This window comes from Aminobacter sp. MET-1 (assembly GCF_026521175.1).
Taxonomy (GTDB): Bacteria; Pseudomonadota; Alphaproteobacteria; order Rhizobiales; family Rhizobiaceae; genus Aminobacter.
Map to the genome: position 1 here is coordinate 103,629 of NZ_JAMSHL010000012.1, position 24,652 is coordinate 128,280.

At 59.2% G+C, this 24,652-nt stretch carries 23 protein-coding genes and 1 pseudogene; 16 read left to right on the forward strand and 8 right to left on the reverse strand.

All coding sequences use genetic code 11. The annotated features are described in order from the left end of the window. The first annotated feature begins 75 nt into the window (after positions 1-75). Positions 76-561, forward strand: coding sequence for an Lrp/AsnC family transcriptional regulator (locus NDO48_RS17585; protein ID WP_267321935.1), 486 nt, complete (start codon positions 76-78; stop codon positions 559-561). A 558-nt stretch (positions 562-1,119) separates the two neighbouring features. Here the strand turns inward: NDO48_RS17585 and NDO48_RS17590 are convergent. Together NDO48_RS17590 and NDO48_RS17595 are read right to left on the reverse strand one after the other, a co-directional pair. Beyond that, positions 1,120-2,379 carry a type II toxin-antitoxin system HipA family toxin gene (locus NDO48_RS17590; RefSeq protein WP_267321936.1) on the reverse strand — a complete coding sequence of 420 codons (1,260 nt, stop codon included), beginning with the start codon at positions 2,377-2,379 and terminating at the stop codon, positions 1,120-1,122. Continuing rightward, a complete protein-coding gene (locus NDO48_RS17595; protein WP_267321937.1) occupies positions 2,376-2,738 on the reverse strand; it encodes a helix-turn-helix domain-containing protein in 363 nt (120 codons plus the stop codon). The genes NDO48_RS17590 and NDO48_RS17595 overlap by 4 nt, the downstream gene beginning before the upstream one ends. Before the next feature lie 537 nt (positions 2,739-3,275). Here NDO48_RS17595 and NDO48_RS17600 point away from each other — a divergent pair. After that, entirely contained in the window at positions 3,276-3,818 is a 543-nt protein-coding gene (locus NDO48_RS17600) for a GNAT family N-acetyltransferase (protein WP_267321938.1), read from the forward strand. Between the two features lie 54 nt (positions 3,819-3,872). Here the strand turns inward: NDO48_RS17600 and NDO48_RS17605 are convergent, their stop codons facing one another. After that, positions 3,873-4,790, reverse strand: coding sequence for a DMT family transporter (locus NDO48_RS17605; protein WP_267321939.1), 918 nt, complete (start codon positions 4,788-4,790; stop codon positions 3,873-3,875). A gap of 181 nt (positions 4,791-4,971) precedes the next feature. Then, positions 4,972-5,505, reverse strand: a complete 534-nt coding sequence (locus NDO48_RS17610; RefSeq protein ID WP_267321940.1) for a DUF6428 family protein — start codon at positions 5,503-5,505, stop codon at positions 4,972-4,974. A 42-nt stretch (positions 5,506-5,547) separates the two neighbouring features. On the opposite strand from NDO48_RS17610, the gene NDO48_RS17615 reads away from it, so the two are divergent. The 5 genes and pseudogenes from NDO48_RS17615 to arsH all read left to right on the forward strand — a co-directional run bounded on the left by NDO48_RS17615 (position 5,548) and on the right by arsH (position 8,427). Continuing rightward, positions 5,548-5,901, forward strand: a complete 354-nt coding sequence (locus NDO48_RS17615) for an ArsR/SmtB family transcription factor (RefSeq protein WP_267321941.1) — start codon at positions 5,548-5,550, stop codon at positions 5,899-5,901. Between the two features lie 24 nt (positions 5,902-5,925). Then, positions 5,926-6,246, forward strand: coding sequence for a GNAT family N-acetyltransferase (locus NDO48_RS17620; RefSeq protein ID WP_267321942.1), 321 nt, complete (start codon positions 5,926-5,928; stop codon positions 6,244-6,246). Between the two features lie 4 nt (positions 6,247-6,250). Beyond that, a complete protein-coding gene (arsB, locus tag NDO48_RS17625) occupies positions 6,251-7,312 on the forward strand; it encodes an ACR3 family arsenite efflux transporter (protein WP_267321943.1) in 1,062 nt (353 codons plus the stop codon). Continuing rightward, the gene (arsC, locus tag NDO48_RS17630) at positions 7,309-7,722 is read left to right on the forward strand and encodes an arsenate reductase (glutaredoxin) (RefSeq protein WP_267321944.1); all 414 of its coding nucleotides are present in this window, start codon (positions 7,309-7,311) and stop codon (positions 7,720-7,722) included. The genes arsB and arsC overlap by 4 nt, the downstream gene beginning before the upstream one ends. A 1-nt stretch (position 7,723) precedes the next feature. Beyond that, a pseudogene (arsH, locus tag NDO48_RS17635) lies at positions 7,724-8,427 on the forward strand (arsenical resistance protein ArsH). A gap of 1,103 nt (positions 8,428-9,530) precedes the next feature. Here arsH and NDO48_RS17640 read toward each other — a convergent pair. Both NDO48_RS17640 and NDO48_RS17645 read right to left on the reverse strand, forming a co-directional pair. After that, positions 9,531-10,874, reverse strand: a complete 1,344-nt coding sequence (locus NDO48_RS17640) for a type II toxin-antitoxin system HipA family toxin (protein WP_267321945.1) — start codon at positions 10,872-10,874, stop codon at positions 9,531-9,533. A gap of 6 nt (positions 10,875-10,880) precedes the next feature. After that, complete coding sequence (locus tag NDO48_RS17645) at positions 10,881-11,177, reverse strand: helix-turn-helix transcriptional regulator (protein WP_040457500.1); 297 nt, start codon at positions 11,175-11,177, stop codon at positions 10,881-10,883. A 643-nt stretch (positions 11,178-11,820) separates the two neighbouring features. Here NDO48_RS17645 and NDO48_RS17650 point away from each other — a divergent pair. From NDO48_RS17650 to NDO48_RS17665, 4 genes are all read left to right on the forward strand, one after another. Beyond that, positions 11,821-12,339, forward strand: a complete 519-nt coding sequence (locus tag NDO48_RS17650; RefSeq protein ID WP_323848110.1) for an SRPBCC family protein — start codon at positions 11,821-11,823, stop codon at positions 12,337-12,339. Beyond that, positions 12,323-12,652, forward strand: a complete 330-nt coding sequence (locus NDO48_RS17655; RefSeq protein ID WP_267321947.1) for an ArsR/SmtB family transcription factor — start codon at positions 12,323-12,325, stop codon at positions 12,650-12,652. Before NDO48_RS17650 ends, NDO48_RS17655 begins: the two co-directional genes overlap by 17 nt. A 70-nt stretch (positions 12,653-12,722) precedes the next feature. Next, complete coding sequence (locus NDO48_RS17660; protein WP_267321948.1) at positions 12,723-13,127, forward strand: VOC family protein; 405 nt, start codon at positions 12,723-12,725, stop codon at positions 13,125-13,127. Between the two features lie 41 nt (positions 13,128-13,168). Continuing rightward, positions 13,169-13,519: a DUF2200 domain-containing protein gene (locus NDO48_RS17665; protein WP_267321949.1), complete on the forward strand. Its 351-nt coding sequence runs from the start codon at positions 13,169-13,171 to the stop codon at positions 13,517-13,519. 193 nt (positions 13,520-13,712) lie between these two features. Here the strand turns inward: NDO48_RS17665 and NDO48_RS17670 are convergent, their stop codons facing one another. Beyond that, on the reverse strand, positions 13,713-14,045 hold the full coding sequence (locus tag NDO48_RS17670; protein ID WP_267321950.1) for a YciI family protein: 333 nt from the start codon (positions 14,043-14,045) through the stop codon (positions 13,713-13,715). 314 nt (positions 14,046-14,359) lie between these two features. Continuing rightward, positions 14,360-15,232: an NAD(P)-dependent oxidoreductase gene (locus tag NDO48_RS17675; protein WP_267321951.1), complete on the reverse strand. Its 873-nt coding sequence runs from the start codon at positions 15,230-15,232 to the stop codon at positions 14,360-14,362. A 74-nt stretch (positions 15,233-15,306) separates the two neighbouring features. Here NDO48_RS17675 and NDO48_RS17680 point away from each other — a divergent pair, with 74 nt between their 5' ends. From NDO48_RS17680 to NDO48_RS17700, 5 genes are all read left to right on the forward strand, one after another. Continuing rightward, a complete protein-coding gene (locus NDO48_RS17680; RefSeq protein ID WP_267321952.1) occupies positions 15,307-15,876 on the forward strand; it encodes a TetR/AcrR family transcriptional regulator in 570 nt (189 codons plus the stop codon). 711 nt (positions 15,877-16,587) lie between these two features. Continuing rightward, positions 16,588-18,258: a DUF6119 family protein gene (locus NDO48_RS17685; protein WP_267321953.1), complete on the forward strand. Its 1,671-nt coding sequence runs from the start codon at positions 16,588-16,590 to the stop codon at positions 18,256-18,258. Positions 18,259-18,717: 459 nt separating this feature from the next. Continuing rightward, positions 18,718-21,399: a DNA methyltransferase gene (locus tag NDO48_RS17690; protein ID WP_267321954.1), complete on the forward strand. Its 2,682-nt coding sequence runs from the start codon at positions 18,718-18,720 to the stop codon at positions 21,397-21,399. Beyond that, positions 21,396-23,558 (forward strand): DEAD/DEAH box helicase, encoded by a 2,163-nt coding sequence (locus tag NDO48_RS17695; RefSeq protein WP_267321955.1) that lies wholly within the window; start codon positions 21,396-21,398, stop codon positions 23,556-23,558. Before NDO48_RS17690 ends, NDO48_RS17695 begins: the two co-directional genes overlap by 4 nt. Beyond that, positions 23,551-24,597, forward strand: coding sequence for a GIY-YIG nuclease family protein (locus NDO48_RS17700; RefSeq protein WP_267321956.1), 1,047 nt, complete (start codon positions 23,551-23,553; stop codon positions 24,595-24,597). Before NDO48_RS17695 ends, NDO48_RS17700 begins: the two co-directional genes overlap by 8 nt. Positions 24,598-24,652 lie beyond the last annotated feature (55 nt).

Sequence of the window (24,652 nt, forward strand, 5' to 3'; positions counted from 1 at the left end):
GAAGATGTTGTAGATTTCGCCAGTTGCAGCAGCTACTGCTGAAACAAACATCAGTTTCAGCAGGACATGCTGCAGATGAACCTCGACGCGATAGACATCCGCATCCTCTCGGCGATTCAGGAGGACGCCAGCCTGAGCAATGCGGAGCTTGCCAGACGTATTGGCCTGTCAGCCTCCCCATGCCTTGCTCGCGTGCGTGCACTTGAAGACTCCGGCATCATCACCCGCCGCGTCGCCCTGCTTGATCCGGTGATGCTGGGGGCCAATGTCAGTGTCTTCATACAGGTCACACTGGAAAAGCAGATCGAGGCACTGCTCGAGGTATTCGAGGCCGCGATGTCGCGCTTTCCCGAGGTCATGGAGTGCTATTTGATGACTGGCGACTCTGATTATCTGCTGCGCGTAGTCGTGCGCGACACAGTCGCGCTGCAGCACTTCATCGTCGATCGACTGTCCAAGACCCGCGGCGTCGCCAATATCCGGTCGAGCTTTGCCCTCAAACAGGTCAAGTACAAGACCGCCCTGCCACTCGAAGACCTCGCCACACCTAGGTTCGGCTGATGACACGCTTGCCGCCAGGCAGTTGCGAAGTCAGCTTTATACGCGGGAGCCGGAAATCGCATTGCTGATCCGGCACACGATTCATAACTGACCAACAGAATTCAACCTTCGACAGGTGGGCTCCGCTGAAGTGCCTGGTCAGTGTGGGGGTCCTATTTGCGCCGATCACCGTCGGGCTTGGGCTGCGCGCTGCGGTGTCTGCCAACAATGACGGGGCTGTATGGTCTCAACCACTATTCTTGTGTTGCCCTCATATGCAGGGCCCTGACGCGTCACCGTATCTTGCTCAGCGTCAACATAGATGGCTCACCCGACACTCGAAGTCGGCTCACCTAGATAAGTGACGCAAACAGCCCGGACGTACAGATGTCCGGGCTGTTTGCGTTTGGCGGGTCCCACAATCAATCGCTTGCAGTCGACCCAGGGGGGCTTTGGCCCCGAAGAACAGAGCAGCACGAGTGCCCCGATAGTTGGCGTAGGCTCGTCTGCTGGAGCGCTCTCGGTCATGGCACAGCACTTGGCACTGGCGGCTTCTTGCGTCCAGCGTCAGTCGTGAGGCTAGAACGCGACTTTCGTGTCCTCGATGAGTCGAAGTGTCTTCACTCGATCCATGATTATCCGTGCGTGTTGGCCTGATAATGGTAGATTGTCCATCATCTCGCCCCAGGTGTCCGCAGCCTTTTCGACTGTACGGGTGACCTCTTTCTTGACGACGTTCGCGGGAACCCCAGCCAAATCGGCCGCCCGCTGGAAACGTGCCAGTCCGATGTTCAGCGAATCGTGGCTGTCCCGAAATTTCAAGGCAAGCTCGTTGCTGCCGTCATAGACGATCGTGGCGACGATATCGTAGGCTGGGCTGAGAGCGCCGTTGACCCCATCTTCATAAATCAGCGAGTGGTTTTTGAGATGCGCGTCGCCGTTTCCGAGCAATATGTTGACCGTGGTACGACGGACGATCTCCAGATAGTCCTTGGTGCCTCGGCCGAAGCGTTTGGCAAGGTTCATGACGGTCTCTTCGTTGGCCGCGGTATACTTTCGTTCCTTTGGCGCCTGCATCACCTGACAAAAATCCTCCATATGAACGCGTGCACCGTCAGCGGTGCGGTCAAACCTTTTGACCGCCAGAACGTACTCCCCCTTTAGTATCTCGGGCTCAATGCCCACCACCGAGCTGCTCGGGACCAACTCGCAGTGAGGGATTGTCACTCCTGCCGCTTCTGCGAGCTTCATTGACGAATACTCAAGCTCAGGGAGCATCGCGTAGCGTTCGCTGGGTAGCTTCGCGATTATGTTGCCGTTTATCCCTGTGGCCGGAAACGTGAGGCGCTCGTCCTGCTTCAGCATGCTCATCTTGAGCTGTACGCCTGCCAGAGAGAAGCGGATCTGGTTTGGTGCCTCAACCTGATCGGCAGGGACGGGTTCGGGAACAGCCGCAGCAGGCTCGTCCTCTGCTCGGACCACTACAGCTCCCGGCAGATCATGGCCAAGATGTGCTAGAACGTCAAAATCAGTTGTGGCCCCGGTCGGAAGTCCTCGCAAGACGAGGTCCCGAAGCGCACCTTCTGGCAACAGGTTGGAGAACCAGGGATGCAGGTCGCGCCCTGGTTGCGTGATGGGACCGGAGGTCAGCATTCGGACGGTTCGCTCTTCGTCTCCGATAAAGCGCACTGACGAGCTGAGGATAGGCCTGTTTTCACCAAGCGCGAGGTAGGCTCCGTCGACAACAAAGCGCATTAGCCCGCTTCGTTCCCTGATCAAAGTTCCAACCTGAGAATCTGTTTTACCGGTTCTCAGAACGACGGACAGTGTATTGCTCATCGCAATGCCCCCGGCGCGCCCCCTGTGGGTGTTTCGTCGTCTTCCCCATCATACCCATCAGGGATGAACACTTCTTCCAGCACTGAACCTTCGTAGGGTTTGTGAGGACCGGATGGCGGAGCTAGGTACTCTGAGATGATCGCATTGACGCGACTGACTGCCCGGTTGGGTACGAATACGATCTGCATCTGCAGTGCTTCGGCCACAGCCTGTAAAGTAGCAGCTTCCGGGTTGATGGCCCCTCGCTCAAGGCGAGAGACATAACCCTGGTCCAGGCCAATCAGCTCTCCCAGATCGCGCTGAGACATCGACGCAGCCCTTCTCAAAGGCTTCACCTGTTTTAGGAACGACGCGATCATGCCAACCTCATGATTCTTAATTCATATTTTTACCTAAATATGATTTTAAATACATAATGTCAAGCCTGCACGGAGAATGAAATGATGATTCAAGATACATTTTCTGAGCAATTTATGATCTATAATTCATGCAATACGGCGCGGCGGTCGGCAGGGCTCGCCGGAAGCTCGCCGGCAGCTTGGCCGTCGCCTACCATCCCGTCGATCGTGCGCGCCGCCCCCACACTCCTGCCGGGTCCAATTGTCCTAAGGACTCACTGCATCTCATCACACCGCAGCGCTTCTACACCTCAGGCCAAGTCGCGCGCGGCGACAGGCATGTTTATGCCTCTCGGACCCGTTTCATTCCGGCGCATTTGCTCGAACACTTCAAGTCAACGTCGTGGACGAGCCAATCGTATCGTCAAGATCAAGGCGCTAGGCCCCGAACGTCAGTCGACATCAAAGGCAAGATGCGTTCGATGTGGAAGTAGCGGCTACGGACGTAGATGGGCCGCGTAGCTTGGCAGCGCCATGTCTTCAGGGACTCGTTATGGAATGAGCTTCACAATCGAGATTCTAACTGCGGCTGAAGCGAGAAAGCATCAGCATAGGCTTGAGGAAATCCTGATCGGAAGCGTGAAGGACGGCGCGCTCATAAGCTTCGTCCTCCCGTTCTCTAGAGATCAGGCACGGCCGTACTGGGCAAGCACCTTTAGGTCCGTGGCCGATGGCGAGCGACTGCTGATTTGTGCAATTGCCGATGGTCAGGTCATAGGAACCGTGCAGCTCTACCTTTCGCCGGAACCCAATGCCCTACACAGAGCGGAGGTCTACAAGCTTCTTGTCCATCGAGAGTTCCAGCGACGCGGCGTTGCCTCAGCACTGATGGAGGCACTCGAATTAGAAGCACGCCGGCGGAGCCGCTCGCTTCTGATCCTTGACACGGTTCAAGGTGGGACGAGCGAACGGCTCTACCGCCGGCTGGGTTGGGACGAAATCGGTGTCGTTCCGAACCACTTCGTTGACCCTTTCGGAACGCCGAAGGCCTCCGTCTATTTCATGAAGCACCTCGCACCCTGGGAACCTGTTGTCGGATAGTGGCAAGGCGCGGACACCTCTTTTGAAATGCCCGCGCCGAAAGTCCGCCTTTCATCATTCTGCTGGTCGTTCGGCTCCGATGCCGTTGGTGAGCCGGACCAGCATGTAGGCCGATACGAGAATTGCGCCCGCTCCAAGCCATTGGATGGGGTCCAACGTTTCGCCAAGGAAGGCGTAGGCAAGCGCGATGCCGAATATCGGAATGACATTGAAGTAGCTGCCGGCCACTGCGGCAGGAACCGAGCGAAGGGCCGCAATGTAGAGCCAGTAGGCGGCCGCGTAATAGAGAAGCCCTGAAACCGCCGAGGCTACCAACATCCCACCGGGAATGGCAGGGATGTCTTCAACCGAACCAAACGGCGTATTGGACATCAATATTGTAAGAGCCCAACCCAATCCGGCGGATTGCTGTACGGCGACGACAACCACTGGATCCACGTGCTCGCCCACCCTGCGAGAGAACACCGTGTACAGGGCACAGCAGAACACCGCTCCCAACAGCAGCAGGATGCCTCCGATATCGACAACGGTTCCGACAGCCCCGCCAATGTTGGCAACAAGCAAAACCCCGAATGCGCCGAGCAACATCACCAGCACCAACTGCCTGGTGACACGCTCTCCGAGGATCAAGGCAGCCAACCCCAGGATCATCAAAGGTTCGGCGGCCCACAGCAGCGACGACACGCTCGCCGAAGTCCGTGCAAGTCCCATCAAGCTCAGCGTGTAGGAAATGCCCGGATTGAGAACGCCAAGTGCGATCAGCGGCAGCAGAAGAGACCGCCTAGGGGATGGGCAGCTCATCCAGCGAACGGCCAGCCAGAGCACGAGGGCGCTTGGAGCCAATTGAAGGACGAGCAGCGTAACAGGGTTGATCGACCCGAGAAGCGCCTTATTCAAGACGGTTGCCGCCCCCCAAAGGGCGCAAGCAACAACCAAGAGGGCAGCAGGAGGTAAGCGCAGCGAACGGCGCATGATGGCAAACTCCAGAAGTGGTTACGACAGCGAATGCGGTGAACGGCCTAGCGTTCAGCGCCGCATTCCGCGTCACAGCGGTCGTAACCGGGTCTTCTTGGAGGTCTGGGCATCCGTTTCTAGCCGATATCTCCTGATCGACTATTGGTACCAGCAACGGGCATAGCCATCAACTGAACGCCTATTGGCAGCATTTCGCGCTGACGGAACCGCAGCATCCCGATGCCGACTTGCTCTGCTCAGCAAGCCACCGGTCCCTCGGCTTGCAGCTCGCCGGGCGCGCGGAAAGCTCGACGACGATTTCGTCTTCCACTGCCTCTGGCGCGGCAGCCCGATGAAGCTGCATTGGCAGGATTCCATCGCTGACCTCGAATGTCAGCCTCGCATCCATGTCGAGGGCAACGTGTTCGGTCACCTTGCGGACGATCGCTGAGAACTTGCCCGCGGTCATTTGTTCGGGCGAGTCGTCGACATCCCAGAGTTGAACGAAGATCTCGTCCCAGGATTCGGGGTTTGCCCCGCAGTCGAGCGCGGCAAACGCGCCGGCCTTGACTTCGGTCACGTGATAGCCAGGCCGGGCAGTCCTGCCGTCATACCTGAAGGTCACGCGATGCTTCGGGTGACTGGCAAAGAAGCCCAGAAGGCTCCCGATCGTCGCCTCGCCCGGGTCCGGCAAAACTGTGGCTACAACATCATCCTTGCCAAGCGCGTTCATGTCGGCTACTCCTCATTTTGACATTTCTAGGATTATGGAAATATGGATGAACGTCAAGCCCTCACCGCCTTCGGGGCACTGTCTCAGGAAACCAGGCTTCGCATCCTGCGCATGCTGGTCGTCGCCGGCCCAGACGGCCTTGCAGCCGGCACGATCGCGGAGAATGCAGAAGTCTCTGCCTCTAACGTCAGCTTTCACCTGAAGGAGCTGGAACGGGCTGGACTTGTCGCCGGCCGGCGGGATTCACGCTCGATGATCTACAACGCCGAGTACGATGCTATCAGCGGCCTGATTCGCTTCCTGATGGAAGATTGCTGCTCCGGCCGCCCCGAGATCTGCTCGCCAGTCGTCAACGCTGCTGCTTGCTGCACTCCGGCGAAGGAACGCACTCAATGAGCGAGCGCACCTATCTTCCGTGTCGTGAGAGGTGACTCGACCGTCGGCTTCTGCGGATATGAAGCCGTTGGCGAAAACGTTCTGCTGCGCTCGATCGTCGTGCTGCCGTCGCTGAAAGGCCATGGTATAGGCGAGAGCGCCACCAACCTACTCATGGAGAAAGCCCGCCAAGGCGGTGCCCGGCAGGCCTATCTTCTCACGACATCAGCAGCGGCGTTCTTCGAGTGGCTGGGTTTTGTTCCCGTCGATCGCGCTTCCGTGCCGAACGCGATCCTTAAGACCAGGCAGGCAGCATCCCTGTGCCCGGCCTCCGCGACCGTCCTGACCAAGCAGCTCCAGGTCTGACCCAATGTCCATATTCGAACGTTATCTGACCCTTTGGGTCGCGCTATGTATTGTCGCGGGCGTTGCGCTCGGCCACCTCTTCCCCGGCATCTTCCACGCGATCGGTACGGCCGAGATTGCCAAGGTCAACATACCGGTGGCCTTGCTGATCTGGCTGATGATCATTCCAATGCTCCTCAGGATCGACTTCTCGGCCATGCGTGAAGTCGGCCAGCATTGGCGCGGGATCGGCGTGACCCTGTTCATCAACTGGGCAGTGAAGCCATTCTCCATGGCGCTGCTAGGTTGGCTCTTCATCGGCTGGCTGTTTCGCCCCCATCTGCCTGCCGACCAGATCGACTCCTACATTGCCGGCCTGATCATCTTGGCAGCGGCACCATGTACAGCCATGGTCTTCGTTTGGTCGAACCTGACCAAAGGCGAGCCGCATTTCACCTTGTCCCAGGTGGCGCTCAACGATGCCATTATGGTCGTGGCCTTCGCTCCGATCGTCGGCCTGTTGCTCGGGCTCTCCGCCATTACCGTTCCGTGGGACACGCTGGTCCTGTCGGTCGTTCTCTATATCGTCATCCCTGTCGTCATCGCCCAGCTTTTCAGGCGAAGCCTCTTTGCCCGCGGCGGCCAGAAAGCACTCGACCGCGTGCTACACGTCCTGCAGCCGATGTCACTCGTCTCGCTTCTCGCGACACTGGTGCTGTTGTTCGGCTTCCAGGGCGAGCAGATCATCGCCCAGCCGCTGGTCATCGCGATGTTGGCGGTGCCGATCCTGATCCAGGTCTACTTCAATTCGGGGCTCGCCTACCTGCTCAATCGGATTTCCGGTGAGCAGCACTGCGTGGCCGGACCATCCGCCCTGATCGGTGCATCCAACTTCTTCGAACTGGCCGTAGCCGCAGCCATCAGCCTGTTTGGGTTCAGCTCCGGTGCTGCGCTCGCCACCGTCGTGGGCGTACTCGTCGAAGTGCCAGTCATGCTGTCGGTCGTGTGGATCGTGAACCGGTCGAAGGGCTGGTACGAGCGCGGCATCGACCCCAAGCCATCCATAGAAACCGGGAGCGTCCAATGACCGTCACGATCTATCACAACCCGGGCTGCGGCACGTCCCGCAACGCGCTCGAACTGCTCCGCGCCAGTGGCGAGGACCCCGTAGTCATCGAATACCTGAAGTCGCCTCCCACCCGTGAGAAGCTGGTGTCGTTGCTGGCTGCGATGGAAATGTCGCCAAGGGCGCTGTTGCGGGAAAGGGGTACGCCCTATGGCGAGCTCGGGCTGTCCGATCCCAAATGGACCGATGAGCAGCTGACCGACTTTATGATGGCACACCCGATCCTGATCAACCGCCCGATCGTGGAAACGCCTGCAGGCACCCGGCTTTGCCGGCCGTCCGAAGCGGTCCTCGACCTCCTCGACAATCCGGTTGCCACCTTCACCAAGGAAGACGGCGAAGTCGTCGCATACGATAGAGACCGCAGCTGAAATGGATTTGCCCAATCTGGAGCGCCATGCGTTCCGCATGCCCGATGCCGATGCGCTGAAGGCTGCCTTCCCAACCCACAAGCCCCGCATACTCCTGCTCTACGGTTCGAACCGGGAGCGTTCCTACAGCAGGTTCCTGACACTCGAGGCCCAGCGTTTGCTGGATGCGATGGGCGCGGAAACACGCATCTATCATCCGAATGGCCTACCCCTTCCCGACGATGCGCCCGCCGAGCACCCCAAGGTTCAGGAATTGCGGGAAGCAATGCTCTGGTCGGAGGGCCAGGTGTGGACCAGCCCTGAGCGGCATGGGCCATGAGTGCAGTCATGAAGTCCCAAATAGACTGGATACCTCTGCCGGGCGGGGCCATCCGGCCAACACAGGGACGGACCTTGGCACTCATGCAGGTTTCCGGCGGCTCGCAGTCCTTCAATGCCGTGAACCAGATGCGAATCCTCGGTCGGTGGATGCGCATGGTGACCATCCCGAACCAATCCTCCGTCGCCAAGGCGTGGCAGGAATTCGACGAAGGCGGGCGCATGAAGCCATTCTCCTTCTACGACCGGGTCGTCGATGTGATGGAAGAACTGATGAAGTTCACGCTGCTGACCCGTGGCATCTCGGACCATCTCACCGACCGCTACAGCGAGCGCAAGGAAAGCCTTGCCAAGCTGGAGAAGCGAGTGAGCCTGAAATCCATATGACTTCCGAGCGTACGCCGACCGCCGCCATCGTCGCCCTCGGCATTACGCAGATAATCGGCTATTCGCCTCCGGTTGCCATCCTCTCATCAGGGTGGCTGTCGGCGTTGCATGCGCAAAGCGAAAATTGGGTCTGGCTGAGGTTGGTCTTTGCGCACTTTTAGCTCAAGATTCTGAGCAAGCTTTGTGCGGATAAAAGATGAGCAAGCCTGAAACGATCCGGAAAAATATCTATTTTTTACAGCATCTTAGACACGATAGTGAGCGAGAAATAATGACGCACCAGGAGGGCCGCCATGCGGCGTCGGCGAGAATTGCTCGAGCCGGAGAAGGGCAGTTAGTTCCTTGGCCGACGTGTCTATGCCAGAAGGGCGGACGCGAGTTACTCCTGCAGGTCTGTGCTTGCCCTAGGGCAAGGCAACATTTCGAAAACGTCGCGGTCGTTCGATAACCCTGAAAAAGAGCAGCGCATAAAGCGCAGACATCGGCACGTCCGCCAGACGGACATGCCGGGACGATGTCGAAGCAAATTCGCGTCCGGCTCGATCGGTCAACAAGGTGACCTAAGGAGGTTCAGCATAGCGCCGCGTGAGCGGGAACCGGGGCAGATCACCTCCGACGAACGGTCAAATTTGCCGGCGCAGTCTTGGCGCCGGCCAGCTTTGTTACGCAAGCCGACGGCTATGTATCTTGGTATGGCGAGGCGAATGTGTTCCCGTATGCTGGGGATACAGTCCAATCGCTGCAGTTTATCAACGTTCGGGCATCACACGATCGGCCCTGCCGGGGCCGGCTGCAGAGCTGCCGGTTTCGCTCGGCTGGGTGCGGAAGCGGACAATAAGGCGAGTGCGCAATGCCTTGAGCCTTGGACGGCGAAAGTACTCACAACGACCGTATTCCATCGCTTCACCCGCCTGCCTGTCCGCGATGAAATCAGGCATAGAAGGAAGCACCTTCAGCTTCTATCCAAGTTGCCTTCCCACTGCCTCTGTTGTCGGCCAGTTGGCCGGTCCGGGCCGTCTGAGCGAAAATCCCTTGGGCAGGGCGGGGTTCTCAATACCGAGAGCGGGGTAGCTGTTTTACCGGCCCCGTGCCTGGATCCGCTATCACCGCCCTGCTCTCACTTCCACAGGCTCGGCGGCGGCCTCCTCTCCATAGATCCGGGACAAACTCTTGATGCGCGTCGCGATCGCGTCGACGAGACGATCGACGACCTCATGCATGATCCCCTCCTTGCGCAGCTCTTGGGCGCAGTCCGATGACAGATCGGGCGTCACCGCCAGCTGGTGGCGGATTGTCTGCATCGTGTACTCGCCGTTGACCTTTGCCGAGGACGCACAGCGCTCCCAGTGGCGCGGCATGATTTCGTCAATAAGGTAGGTTCTGTCGATCTTCATAGCCAGCTTGAGGTCGCGCATCTCAGCCTGAACTTCTCCTTCGCCAAGGTGCGGGAGAATGGAGGAGATGTCGTAAAGTGGAGCAAGGCGGGCCTCGCCCTGAGCACCAAGCAGCATCGAGTAGTTCTTTGCGTGTGCGTCCGTGCCCGCGATGATCCAGTTGAAAACGTTCGCCGCCATAAAGCTCTGACGGTCACCGACAGGGTTCAGTGAGGCCGAAATCACCTTGTTGGAGATAGTCGTGACACCCGGCCCACCCTGGTTCTCGTATTTGAGCGTCGGCATCACCGACAGGGCCTGGCACATGTCTTCCTGATGGATGCGAATGGTCTTACCGTCGATGTTGCGGCGGTCGTAACGCTCGACAACGATCGCCTTTTCGCCTGCGAAGTCGCGAACCTGACTGTGTGCAGCGTCCATGCCGAGCTTGTTTGCGAGCTGCAAGCAGAAATGTTCGTTCTCGGTATGCCCGTGCAGGTGCGGCATAGGCGGCTTGAAGATGTGGGTGGTGGGCGTGTCGCCAAGAGGTATCCCCCAGCGATTATTGTCCTTGTCGTAGTGGAAGGCCGTTTTTGCCTGTGCTCCAGCGAGGCTGAACTGACCTGGATCGCCGATGCGCCGGGTCGCTGCACCGTCCCTGCGCAGGTCGCGCAGGCGTTCGCCGATCTGCGCTTCGCTAAGCAACACCACGTCCTCGCCGCGGGTAAGCGGGTCGCCATGCGGAAGGAACTGGACGGCGCCGGCGCAGTCGCGGCCCACATTCTTGAGCAGGGCAAAGGGGTTTCGGGCGGAGACCTGGAACCTTTGCGCCCATCTGGAGAGGGTCTGCTCATTATCTGGCAGCAGGCCCCAGAGGAATGCCTCGATGACCTTGCCCGCGTAGGTCCTCGTGATGGTGGGCATGGACAGGGAGAGCGGGATCGCCACTCGGCCTTCCATCCATGCCTCATGATAGGAGAATGAAAGCTTGCCGCTCTGCAGGTGGTGGAGCTCGCCAACCGGTCTGCCGGCGATGTAGACGTCGAGGACGTCGATCTGGTTCACCATGATCATCGTCGCTCAGAGCTTGTAGGGGGGCTCGAGGTCGTCATCATCGACATGCGGTTCATCGGCATTTTGATGATGACCAGCAGCCGACGTCGGCGCCGACGGGATCTGAAAGTCCAGCTCCACGCCAAGTGTGGTCAGCGCCAGCAGTACGTTGCCGATCTCGGCGCTCGGCTTGCCATTCTCGACCCACGAAATCCACGTCTGCGTGGTATTGATCATCCTGGCCAAGGCAGCCTGTGACAGGCCTTGCCGGGTGCGAGCCTCCTTTATCAGGATACCAATGTCACGAGCTGTTCTTATCTTCATGGCGCTCACGCGATGCAGAATATGGTCAATATATGTTCGTATATGACTCCTGTCAATATGCGTTCATATATCACCTTTCGCCATATACGCTTATATATCGCCTACGGTCATATAGGAGCATATATTGGAGATGACGGGCTAACCAATTTCCGCTCTTATGATGTCTCACTTGTGTCATGCGCGTTCCCCGGTCGCGGTAGAGACGGCAAGGCCCAGATCGGCCGCAACCATCGACCCGGCATTGTCGTCTTTTCAGACGTGCCGATATCTTCCATTTATGCGCTGCTTTTGGGTCGCTGCAAGCTGCGGCACCGATCGGAATTGTCCGTCGAGGGGGCCGCAAACAGACGGTCTCCCTCCGGGAGCGAACAAGGAAAGCTGACATGCGTTTGCGTTCGAGACAGATAGCAGGTTCGAATCTCGCCCGGCGCGCCGCGCCGAGCGATGATGACAACTAAATCTCCTCTATCGCGCTCTAAAGCCCTCCTGGATTGTATCGCCTGCCATGCTGGCAAGTTGCGCGTCTTGAAGGAAGCCGTGATCGCCGACCCGATCCAGAATGTGCAACTCTTTGATTGCACTATCCTGGCCGGCTTTGTATGGTGCAACCAATTCGTTGCACGATGGCGCGATGGGAGGCGCAGTGAACACATTCGATCGCATCGAGAAGGAGATCGTGCTGCGGGCGCCCATCGAACGTGTCTGGCAGGCCATCACCAACATTGATGAGTTTGCACAGTGGTTCGGTATCAAACTGAATCAGAACTTTGCTCCGGGTAAGACAATAACCGGCACATTCGAGGGTGGATTTGACGAGGCATATGTCATGCGATGCCAAGTTTCGTTCGGCCTTGAACCGACGGCCATACGTCTGCCTCAACCGAATACCGTCTTTTGTACAGTCGAACGCATGGAAGCCCCGAGCCTTTTCAGCTTCCGCTGGATTCCCTATGGCATCGATGCGGCGTATGATCCTGCGAAAGAATCCACCACCCTCGTTGAGTTTCGTCTGAAACCGGTTGCCGAAGGCACACGGCTGACAGTTACGGAAACTGGCTTCGAAGGCGTGCCGCCGCATCGTCGCAAGCGCGCCTTCATGATGAACGAGGGCGGCTGGAGTGCGCAGATCGGGAACCTCAGGCGCTATGTCGAACGGATCTGAACACGACTTAGCGAGTGTGTTCGCCGCGTTGGGAGACGCGACCCGCCTTGCCCTTGTCACTCGGCTTCTGGCCGCCGGCGCCTTGTCGGCTACCACCCTGGCGGACGGGCAGGCCATCTCCCGACAGGCGATCGTGAAGCACCTGCAAGTGCTGGAAGCCGCGAAGCTGGTGGTGCATGAGCGCCACGGCCGGGAAGTGCGATACGGACTCGACCCCCACCGCATCAAAGAGGCGCGCGCGTTCCTTACTGCGATCGCAACTGGCTGGGACCGCGCGCTGGACCGCCTCAAGTCCCTTGTCGAGACAGCCTGACGTCACTTCCGCCCACATCCGCAACTGCCGGATACGTCGGCATATTCATTGTCACTGAAGGAGATCCGTCGTGAAAGACATCCTCACCTTCCTGATGTTCTCGGGAGAGAACCACGGCAAAGCAAGACAAGCCGTCGACTTCTACGTCTCACTTTTTCCCCAAGCCCGTATCGAACGGATCGATCTCTGGGAACCCGGCGAGGGCCAGGCCGAGGGCACGGTTAAGACCGCGATCTTTGTCCTCAATGGGCGTCGTTTCATGGCCAGCGAGAATTCGCTCCCGCATGCCTTCAATTTCACACCCTCGATGTCGCTGTTCGTGGAATGTGACACGGAGGAAGAGGTCGAGCGCTTGTTTGCCGCCCTGTCGGACGGTGGCAGCGCCTTGATGCCGCTCGGCGACTATGGCTTCAGCCGCCGGTTTGGCTGGGTCGCCGATCGTTTCGGCATCACCTGGCAGCTGAATCTCGTCTAAGTTTGCGAGGGCTGTTCACGCAACAGCACTGAGGAAGCCCGATGACCAAGCCTCAAATATATTCAATGAGCTTCGCCAGCGTCTATCCGCTCTATATTGCCAAGGCGGAGAAAAAGGGACGCACCAAGGCGGAAGTCGACGAGATCATCCGTTGGTTGACGGGCTACACTCAGGAAGGGCTGAATGCTCAGGTCGAAAAGCAGTCAAGCTGCGAGGATTTCATTGCCGCCGCGCCTCAACTGAATCCCGCACGATCTCTGATTACAGGCGTGATCTGCGGCGTCAGGGTCGAAGACATCGAACAGCCGACAATGCGGGAAATCCGTTACCTGGACAAGCTGATCGACGAACTGGCCAAGGGCAAGGCGATGGAGAAAATCCTGCGAAATTGATGCGATCGCGTCAACACGGCCGAACTGGGAAAGCGATTACGTTTATCGGTCGAGACAGCCAGTAGTCGAACGGCGCAACATGAGACGGCCTTCGGCAGCGGACCTCATGATGGTCGTCGGTTGGAAACCGGCAGTGCGCCGAGGTGACGTCCCGGCTGAAGGCCTCTCTATGGTAGGCGGTCGCGAGAGCCGATCAGCCTGTCTCTTTCAGGGGCCAGACTTCAACGACGCCATGCGCCACCGCGCAGGGTACCTGCGAAACCTTTGCGATGGCGGCGGCGAGATCGGTCGCCTCGATGATGGCGAAGCCCGCGATCGGCAAAGCCGACGACATGAACGGTCCGTCGCGCGTTTGCAGGTCGCGGGCCTCTGGATTGCGGACCTGGACCGGGTTGCCGGCAATGCCTATGACAGCGCCTTCCGACCGCAGTTTCGCGTCCTGTGCATGGGCAGCGTCCCTGACAGACTGGGCTGTGCGGTCGTAGCCGGCAGCATCGCCATATCCGATTGTGATGAACCTGGGCATGGTTTCGTGTCCTTCTCCGGGGGGATCCGCGGTTGGTGGCCGCGGCGTCTCAGTCGGCCCGCAGACGATCGGGACACCAGGCGACGACCGAGGGGCCTGCACCTGATGTCCTTGGGCTTCGGCATGCCGGGCTGGCATTCTCACAACGTCACAAATCTGATTGCATTATGCAACCTGTTTTTTTGCGCCGCCCCGATATCGTGACGCAAGGCCTCAATCTCAGTCGAAACGTCTGGCAGCGCGACAAGGAGAGCCCCTTTGTGATGCATTCCGAGGACGCGCCAGCACTTGGAACAACCACAGGCGACCGTGGCTCATACGGTGCCGCGCAACACCTTTGTGACCGCGCAGTGTTCTTCGGCGCCATAACCCGCGTCCACCGCGCGCTGGAAAACCGAGGCCGCGAAGTTCGGAAAATCGGCGCCAATCTCCAGATTGTCGGATACTTCGACGAGACGCGCGATATCGGCGCGCACGGACCCGATCGTGCTTTCAGGCGCGCTGAAGCTTTGTGTGGCGATGACCCGGCCCATGCGACGCATGTCGTCTGCGAAGAACGGTGCCGAGCCCGCCAACAACTCCCCGAACCCAGCAGGATCGAGCCCTTCGGCTTCACAGATGACTGCGCCGTGACTGAAGCCGATCCAATGGGCGGCGTAATAGGCCAGGGCAGCGCCAAACAGCGCCTTGGCATGGCCCGCATCGGGGCCGACATGCACCAGGCTGCCGGCCAACGCCTGAAGAAGGGGGCTGACCGAGGCAAAAATCGTCTCGGGACCGGCAATCAGAATTGCGGCATCAGCTCCTCCGATCTGGCTCGGCCACGCGGAAATTGCGCCGTCGAGATAGTCCGCACCGCGCTTTGCCGCCCATGCCGCCATGGCTCGGGCTTCCCTCGATGTGCCGGAGGCCAATTGCACGACAAGCCGCCCACCGACGATCTCGGCCACGGCTTTGTCTTCGAGAATGCCGCGCGTCGCCGCATAGTCCGACAGGCACATGACGAGAACCGGGCTGGCGGCGACCGCTTCCGCGGCGCTCAGGGCGACCGCGGCCCCTTCATCTCCCAGAGCTTCGGCCTTTGCCGAGGTCCGGTTCCAGACAACAGTCGTTTTGCCGGCGGAAAGGAACGCGCGCGCCAATGCGGTGCCCATCGCGCCCAGGCCGATTACCGTGACGTCACCCATGTCCATCTCCTGCTTGACTGCGAACTTACAAAATGTAACCTACAAATTGTAGGCGTCAAGGAGAGGGCAAAAATATGAAGCTGCCGAGAGATGGCCGCCGCAGCCAACTGCTTGATACGGCCCTTGAGATCGTTCGGGAGCGGGGCGCCGATGAACTCACTCTGGGCACGCTCGCCCTGCGAGCCGATGTCAGCCGGCCGATCGTCTACGACCATTTTTCAACGCGCGCCGGCCTGCTGCTTGCCTTGTTTCAGCGGCTGGAGGACAATTATGTAAAGCAGCTGCGCCAGGAGCTGAGTGAAATGCCGGGCCAGCCTGCCGCCGTGGCCGACGCTATTGCCGCAGCCTATTTTGGCTGCCTGTCCAACATGGGCCAGGAAGGGCCTGCCATCTTCGCGGCCCTTCAGGGCAGCCCTGACATAGCGCTCCAGCAGTCGCGCATGCTGGGGGAATACGTCACCATCGTCGCCCTGGCGCTGCAACCCTTCACTCCTGTTTCCGGCGACAAGCTTCGTCTCCTGTGCACTGGCCTGTTGGGCGCGGCAGAGGCCATCGCGCGCGAACTGCAGGCAGGTAAGGTAACCGACACCGAAGCCAGGACGGTGTTCGTGAAGCTGATCGTCGGCAGCCTGCGTGCCGCCTGACGGCGCGGCATCTGCGCGAAAGCCAATCTTATCAGCTCGTCGCCTTCGACATGGCCAGTATCGACCTGTTGGAAAGTGTGTCGCAGATTGCGCCGTGCTTCGACGGCGCATTGGCGTTTATCGATCGAGACGAGCAGAGGCCGAACGAGGCCGCTTGAAAGCGGCCATTCCGCGGTCGGCCTTCAATTCGCATGTTCCGATTGGCACTGCCGCTGACCGAAACCTGCCGTACGTTCAGAGGCCGATTCTCGGCGTGATTGGGGCCGGAAGCGAACTGTCCGGTAACGGCTGGGTTTCGCAACAAGCTGCCGTTCAGCAACCGACCCTAAGGCGGTCGAAACGATGGCGCTACAGTTTCACTGAAAGCGAACGGCAGCTTATTCCAACCTTCTTTTTCTGGCTTCGCGAGTGCGATGTGCGCTTGCCGCCGCGCCGCGCTCTGCGATGTCAAAGGGGTTTCGCCCGCGCCTGCATCGACCCAAACGGTGAAGGCGATTTAGCCCCGTTTACCGCTAGTGAGGTTCAATGCAACCGATGGCAGCCAGAATTGCTGCAGTACATGTTGGGCCCAGACCGCGGCACGTTCTTGCAGCGTTGCTTTGATGCTTCCCGAGATGCGCACAACACGCGGACATATCAAGTTGACAATTCTGCGCGACTATATCTGAATAAGGAACGAATAACTACATTTCGCAGATGCCGGGGGGCAGTATGGCGAAAAGCAGAGGATTTTCGATCTACCTTCTGAAAGAAGACTATGACGCAGCGAACGCGCTGCGGGAAGATCATGCGCTCGCCGATAACGTCAGGGCGCAGGGGCTGCCCGAGAACGCTTCACTGTTCGTGCTGGACAGCGCGCCGCGCCCGCCCTGGTGGAAGGCATATTTCACCATTGAGGCCGAGTTGACCCAGGTCACGAAGGGCGCGCTGATCTTCCTGCCGGTCGGGGGAAGGTGTTTTGCGCTGTCGTTCGGGCATGTTTCCCATAGTTTGGTCGATTCCAGCTACGAGTATGATTTCGGGCTGCGGGTCACGCTCAACAGCCTCGACCCGCGCAAACTCAAGAGCACCGACACGCTCGATCCCGGCGCGGCCAAGCGCCAGCGCACGCAGTTGCCGATCGAATCCGAGCTGACGCTGTTCGATTTTGACCGCGACAGCACGATCCTGCGCAGCCTGACGGGGAAGGTGCGCGACGAGCATAAAGACTTGTTCCGGCACGCGACCGGCGCCAGCAATCTGCGTATCAGTACGGATGTCGAGGCGGACGAGCTGCCGGACCTATGCGTAAAGCTCCTCGCGCTGTATCAGAGCGATGCCTACAAGGCAGCCTTTCCGGAAATTCAGAACATCGTTCCAGTGCGAGACCCGGCTCAGATCGAGGCGCTTAACGGACGACTGCTTGAAGCCTTTCGCGCGCGCGATCCCGACCTCAACCTAACGGTCCCGGAAATCATCAATTACAGCGACAATGTTTACGTCACCTTCGCCGGCGCGGGACGCAGCCTCGTCTACGACGATGTCTATATCGGGCGATACTTCGCCTATCTCGACGAGCACGAGGTCGATTTCAACGAGATGGGCATAGACGATCTACGGCGGCACGCGCTGATCCTGACGGACGAGGACGGAAACAGCCGCGACCGCTACAGCATCTACAAGAGCCTTGTCTTCGACACGACGCTCGATGGCGCCGAGGGTGAAACGTTCCATCTGTGCGAAGGCAATTGGTACCGTATCGAAAACGCCTATATCGCGCGTCTAAGCGATTATCTCGACCCGCTGTTCGCCCCCAGCGATCTGCCCGCCTACACCCATGCAAGCGAAGGGGAGTACAACGCGGCCGTTGCTGCCGCCGATGCCGCCATCGTCTGCCTTGATACGCAGAACATCAGCCCGGACGGGCAGACCGTCGTCGAACCCTGCGACCTGCTGACGGTTCGTGACGGCGTGGCTGCTTTCTACCACGTCAAGGTCTCGACCCTGTCGGCCCAGCTAAGCCATCTTTTCAATCAGGGGGTGAACGCGATCGAACTCATGCGGCTGGAATCGCAAGCGGTGGATAAGCTGGAGACGCTTGTCCGCACCCTTCTGGCTGGCGGCGACCCTGATGCACTGGTGGCCCTCGTACGGGATCGCAAGTACCGTGTCGTCTTTGGCATTGTGACACGCAAGGACCCCGCCGGCAGATCGCTGAACCTGCCGCTATTCTCCCGCATCAGCCTGATGCGCGGCATGAAGGCGCTGCAGCTGATGGACGTACCGGGAAGCGTGGTCTTCATCGCTGACCAAGCCGTCGCCGCCGATGGCAGGAAGAAAAAGCGCAAGAAGAAGGATGTGGCTGAAGAGCTGCAAGAAGTGCAGGCCGAGGCTGCGGAGTAAGGCTGGTCGGGGCGCGCCCTGTCGGGCCGGGCTCAGTGCCAAGGTTCCAAGCCGCACCGCTTGGTCCATTTTGGCTACGTACACTTGCACATGAAGCTCAGGACCAACGCCAAGAGGCGGTCTGATCGCGGCGAAAATCAATTCTCGTCTGAAAGGGGCCGCTTCGGACAGTCAGGTGAATGAGTGGCTGTCTGCTGAAGCTGAAGTATGAGGGATCACGGCCGAGATTTGCTGCGGAGATCGGCAGCAGATGAACGTCAACTAGGATGAGGTCGAGCGGCCCGAAACTTAAGTGATGGACCCACCGCGCCTGTGATTGGCTGTTGACTGGTCGAGTGCTGCCGAAGAATGCACTAATCTCAAAATGGAAGCAGTTCCGGCACCGGTCGTCAATCGATTCGGCAGGGGTACGGGACCGATTCGCGAAGTGTAGTAAGGCTAGGAACGAGTTCGAAGAACATGCTGACCCCTGGGGAAATATACTCCAATCTTGACGACCTCGCCGCGAAACCTCCAGCAGGAGGCGAGTTCGGTTTGGCGTTGATGGAGGCAGTAGGCGCGCCGCGTGCCACGATCACGAAACTGCGCGATACCGCAAAAGACGGGGCATTCTTGTGGGCACGAATGCTCCGCTTCGAAGCCACAGGACCGGGAGGAGCGGACGCTGCGCTGGATCGGATGCGTGCAGCAGCTGCGGCTTCGCCAAAAGGACGTCGTCCGCGCATACTCCTCGCCTATGACGGCGAGCGGATCGCTGCCTATGATACGAGCCCGAAGTTCGACGAGGAGCCGCTGCGCGTCGGCCTCGATATGCTCTCGCTGGAGGGCGACGTTTTTTTTCCGCTTGGCGGGCACGAGAGATACGTTCCTAAAAAGGAGCGCATGGCCGATGTGCGGGCGACGCGATTCATTTCGCGCTTCCATGACGCGGTGCGCGACGCCAATCCCGGCTGGACGACAGAAGCGGAGCGCCACGCGCTCAATATATTCATGGCGCGCATCCTGTTTTGCCTATTTTCTGACGATGTCGGCATCTTCGACAAAGACGTATTCGAGACCGCTATGCGGCAGTCGAACGTGGACGGCAGCGACCTTGCCGCGTTTCTCGAGAACGCCTTCAAACATATGGACACGCCGCCAGAGAGGCGATTGCCGGAGACCCGTCCTTGGTCCAAGCTGAAATACGTAAACGGCTCCTTGTTCGAAGAAAACGTGCCAATGCCGGCGCTGGATGGGCGTTGCCGCAAGCTGCTGCTAGACTGTGCAGGGTTGAATTGGAAGCTCATCAATCCTGACATTTTCGGTTCTATGCTTCAGGCTGTCGTCGACGTTGAGAAGCGCGGCGAACTGGGAATGCACTATACCTCGCCAGCTAACATCATGAAGGTGTTGGAGCCCATCCTGCTCGATCCGCTGCAGGCGGAGCTGGAGCGGGCTGGAGCGAATAAAGGGCGGCTGCGCGACTTTCTTGAACGGCTCGGCCGCATCCGCGTGTTCGACCCGGCCTGTGGCTCTGGCAACTTTCTGATCCTAGCCTACAAGGAACTGCGGACCCTAGAAACCGAGGCCTTGCGCAGACTCGCCATGCCGCGCCTGTCGGGCATTGCGCTGGAGCAGTTCTTTGGAATTGAGATCGACGACTTCGCCTGCCAAGCGGCACGGCTGGGCCTTTGGATCGCCAAATACCAGTGCGACCAGCAGCTGGAACTTGACCTTGGCCAACGCACTGACTTCTTGCCACTCCAGAAGGCTGGTGTGATTGTAAAAGGCAATGCGGCCGAGATCGACTGGCTAGAAGTTTGCCCCCAGAATCCGGAGTCGGAGACGATCGTGGTTGGGAACCCGCAGTTCAAAGGCTCCAAGTACCAAACTAAACCACAGCGCGCGGATATGAAAGCGGTGTTCGCAGGCCGCGTGCCGAACTGGGGCGAACTGGATTACGTAGCCATCTGGTTCCTGAAGGGGGCCGAATACGCGCGCAACACGGGTGCGCCTTTCGCGTTCGTCTCCACGAACTCGATTGTACAGGGTGCGGCGGTGCCGACCTTGTGGCCCTACCTTATGGATGGACTCGAAATTCGCTTCGCGCACCGCTCGTTTAAGTGGTCGAACCTCGCTGCGCACAATGCGGGCGTTACCTGCGTGATCGTCGGCATGGATGCGCCTAGCGACAAGCCAAAGCGACTCTTCGACGGTGACACAGTGCGCGACGTTGACGTGATAGGCCCGTACCTGGCGCCCGGAACTACAACGATCGTGGACAAGCGCCGCAAGCCTCTTGCGCTCGACTTCGAGCCGATGGTGTTTGGAAACATGCCCAACAACGGCGAAGCTCTGCTTCTCGACCGAAACGAGCGCGACGCGCTGATCGAGGCACACCCGGAGGCAGCTAGATTTGCGCGACGGCTATACGGATCGCAGGAGTTGATGAAGGGCATTGAGCGATGGTGTTTGTGGGTGCGGCAGGACCAGGTGGAGGCGGCCAAAGCCATCCCGGCGCTGGCCGAGCGGTTTGAGCGAGTGCGAGCGCTTCGATTAGAGAGCCCGCGGCCACAGACGGTTCGTTTGGCGGCAACACCTTGGGCTTTTGATCCTCAGACCGAAGCGACCTCGCATACGATCATGGTGCCGCGTCCCGCCAGTAAAGACCGGGATTACCTGCCTGTGGATTTAATGGACCAGACGAACATCACGTCCAGCGAGGCATTTGCCCTCTACGACGGCGCTCTATGGCAAGCTGCCATCTTGTCCTCGCGCCTTCACCGGCTGTGGTTAGAAACAGTGGGCGGGCGGCTTAAGGAGGACCCACGGTACTCAAACACGCTGGTGTGGAATACGTTTCCCCTTCCGTCCCTCTCAGAACGCCGCAAAGCGGAACTGGAAGAGCATTGGTGGGCAATCTATGAGGCGCGCAAGGAAGCGGGATTCGGCCGCACTCTCGGCAATCTATACACCCCCGGCACCATGCCGCGCCCACTTCGCCGCGCACATGAGGAGCTGGACGAGACTATGGAGACGATCTTCGGTTCGCGCCGCTACCGCTCGGATGCTGACCGGATCGAACACATGCTGCAACTTTACGAGCGTATGGCGCTGGAAGATGGGAAACCGTCCAATATCAAGCAGGAGGTCAGCGTATGAGCGAGGTGGAGAACAAGGCGGGCGAGAACGGTCTCGGCTCCATTACGCTCAACTACGACGGTACGGGCGCGTCCAAAGCAACTAACCATCTCGGCATGCGCGTCATGCAGGCGCGGGTCTGGGACAAGCGGGACGCGCAGCACCTATTGGTAAAGTCGCCACCTGCCTCAGGCAAGTCGCGTGCGGCAATGTTCGTGGGGCTGGAGAAGCTGCGCACCAAAGCGGTCGACCGCGTGGTGATCTCGGTGCCCGAGCGATCCATCGGTGCCTCATTCCGAGACACAGGCCTTGCGGCAGACGGTTTCCACTCGGACTGGCGGCTTGACCTCGACCTCTGCACCGTCGGCTCCGAGACGGGCCGTAAGGTGGAAGAGCTGATTGGGTTCCTGCGCGGCGAGAGTGGCGGGCAAACGGCGCTGTGCACGCACTCTACCTTGCGCGCCGCGTATGCCAAGACCGATGACGTGACCTTGTTTGACCGTGCGCTCGTCAGTGTGGACGAACTGCACCACGCTTCGTCGGACGAGAACAGTAGGCTCGGCAACCTGTTACGCGGTTTGGTCGACCGGGCTGGCGAGGTGGGTCCTGACGCTGCGCATATCCTCGCCATGACTGGGTCGTACTTCCGTGGCGACGGCACGGCGGTGCTCCATCCGCAGGACGAGGCCCGTTTCGAGAAGGTAATCTACACCTACTACGAACAACTCAATGGCTATGAATACCTGAAGACTTTGCGGATCAACTTCCGCTTCTACCAGGGCAAATACCTAGACGCGATTGGCGATGCCCTTGACCCGCACATGAAGACGATCGTGCATATCCCTCATGTTGGCTCTTCCGAGGGCAGCGGGGTCAATAAAATGTTCGCGGTGGACGCTATCGTGGATGCGATTGGCGACCGCTTGGGCAAGACCCCCAAGACCAGTGTCGACTCCGCGACGGGCTTTGTGCATCTCACGGCGGACGGCCATACACTCAAGATCGCGAACCTCGTGGACGACAGCGCCGATCGAGAGAAGGTGCTGGCGAGCCTTCGCGCCGTAAAGGACCGCGAGGACGTCGATATCATCATTGCGCTCGGCATGGCCAAGGAGGGCTTCGACTGGGTGTGGTGCGAGCACGTGCTCACGGTCGGATACCGGGGCTCGCTGACCGAAGTGGTGCAGATCATCGGTCGAGCGACGCGGGATGCGCCTGGAAAGAGGCAGGCGCAGTTCACCAACCTAGTTTCCGCCCCCTTCGCGAAGGACGAGGCAGTCAGCCGCGCCGTCAATGATATGCTCAAAGCCATATCGGTATCGCTGCTGATGGAGCAGGTAATGGCGCCGGTCTTCAAGTTTCGCACGCACAAAGGTGCAGACCAATTCGACGGCTCGCCGAGCGACGTCTCGAAGCTGGAGCCGGTGACCAATGCGGGCGAGATTGAAATCGTCGGCATGCCGGAAATAGACGAGAAGGCCGTCGAGGCGATCGAAAATGACTTCAATGACCTGTTTGCAGATGTGCAGAACGACTCGCGCACGCTTACGGTCATGATCAACCCCGACGATCACCACACGGACGTGATGTACGACCTCGTGGTCACGGACGTTATCAAGAAACGGTATCCAAGCTTCTCAGATGATCAGGTCCGGGACGCGGTGGGCCTCTTCGGCGTGCGCGCCGGACTAGGTCGCGAAGTGGCTAAGGACCCGAGCATTATCCAAACGCCCGGCATCTCCGAGGGAGAACAGTCTCTCTTTGCCGAGCCACAAAATGGCACTGACGAGAATGCCCCGAGGGCATCGAGCGCCGGCGACAGGTTTGTGCAGCAAGCCAAGCGGTTCATAAACGTGCGGGAGTTGCAGGTTGATTTACTCGGCGGTCGGCGCGACTTTGATGATGCTTACGAGCTGCTGTCCAAGGAACTTTCCGAGGAGTTGCTCGCGCGCCTTCACGGCGAGGTTCGTGCGTTGAAGGTAAGCATGACGCAGGATGAGGCTGAAAAGCTCTATGCCCGCATCAAGGAATTCATCCAGCGCGAGGGCCGCGAACCCAACCTGAATTCTCCCAATGGTCGCGAAGTCAGGCTGGCAGAAGCTCTGGCCTTCATGCGCAAACTTTCGCGGGAGAAACGTGCTGCCATGGCGGGCGCGGACGTAGGACAGATCGATGCCTGAGAAGATCGACTATCTCACCGACGAACTTCTACTCACACCTGACGAAAAGCCTAAGGCAGCGCGAACGCCCCTCCTCGCCCGTGCCGTCGAGGTAATCGAGCGCATCAACGCCTTTGTCGATGAGACGGGTGTCGAGCCGGTCTCTGAGCCAGGGCGCAGTGTACGAGAACGCATGCTTGCTAATGAACTAGCGGGGCTGCGGGCATCGAAAGCGGACTTAGAGGGGCTCGCATATTACGACACGGGTCACCTTGTATTCGGTGGGGCGACCGTCGTCGATCCTCTCGATGATCCGTTGCTTTCCGACGGCCTCGATATCTTCGAGGTGCGCGACGAACTGAAGCCGATGGCACGACCCGACTTCGTCGCCGACCGGCGCCCATGCCCGGATTTCGAACGTTTCGGGCTGCTGTTTGATAGCATACGCAAGGCTGTCGACGAAGGGACGCGCAGACCCCAGCCTTTTCGGCAGGAGCGCGTCGAACTGGGCGAGTTCTTCGTTCTCAAGGGGCAACTCGTCCATGTTGCGGATCTTCGCGACGAGCATCGGCGCAACGGCAAGCCGGACGCTCGCCTGCGCGTCATTTTCGATAACGGAACAGAATCGAACCTGCTGATGTCATCGCTTGTGCGGCGGCTCTACGAAGATAAGGATGCGCGACGCATCGGTGCCACAAATGCCGGCCCAATGTTCGAGGGCGCGCGGACCGGCTTCGTTTACGTGCTGCGTTCCCGATCGGACAAACCCGAAGTTCAGGGGCTGCTAAAGGTGGGTACCACATCGGGAGCAGTTGAGGATCGCATCGCGCATGCTGAAACGCAGGCCACGTTCTTGTTTGCACCGGTGGACATTCTGGTAACGTTCGAATTGGTGGGGCACTCGGCGAAGGAAGCTGAACAGCTTATCCACCGAGCGCTTCGAACGTATCACGTCGCTCTAAGGGTGACGGGCCCGGATGGACGATCCTTCAGTGCAACCGAATGGTTCAAATTGACGCCAGAGCTGGTGGAAAAGGCAATAGAAGAAGCGCTCGGTTAGGGTTCTACAATTCTCACTATCCTTGCATCTTCTTATAACGCCTGGCTATCCGTTT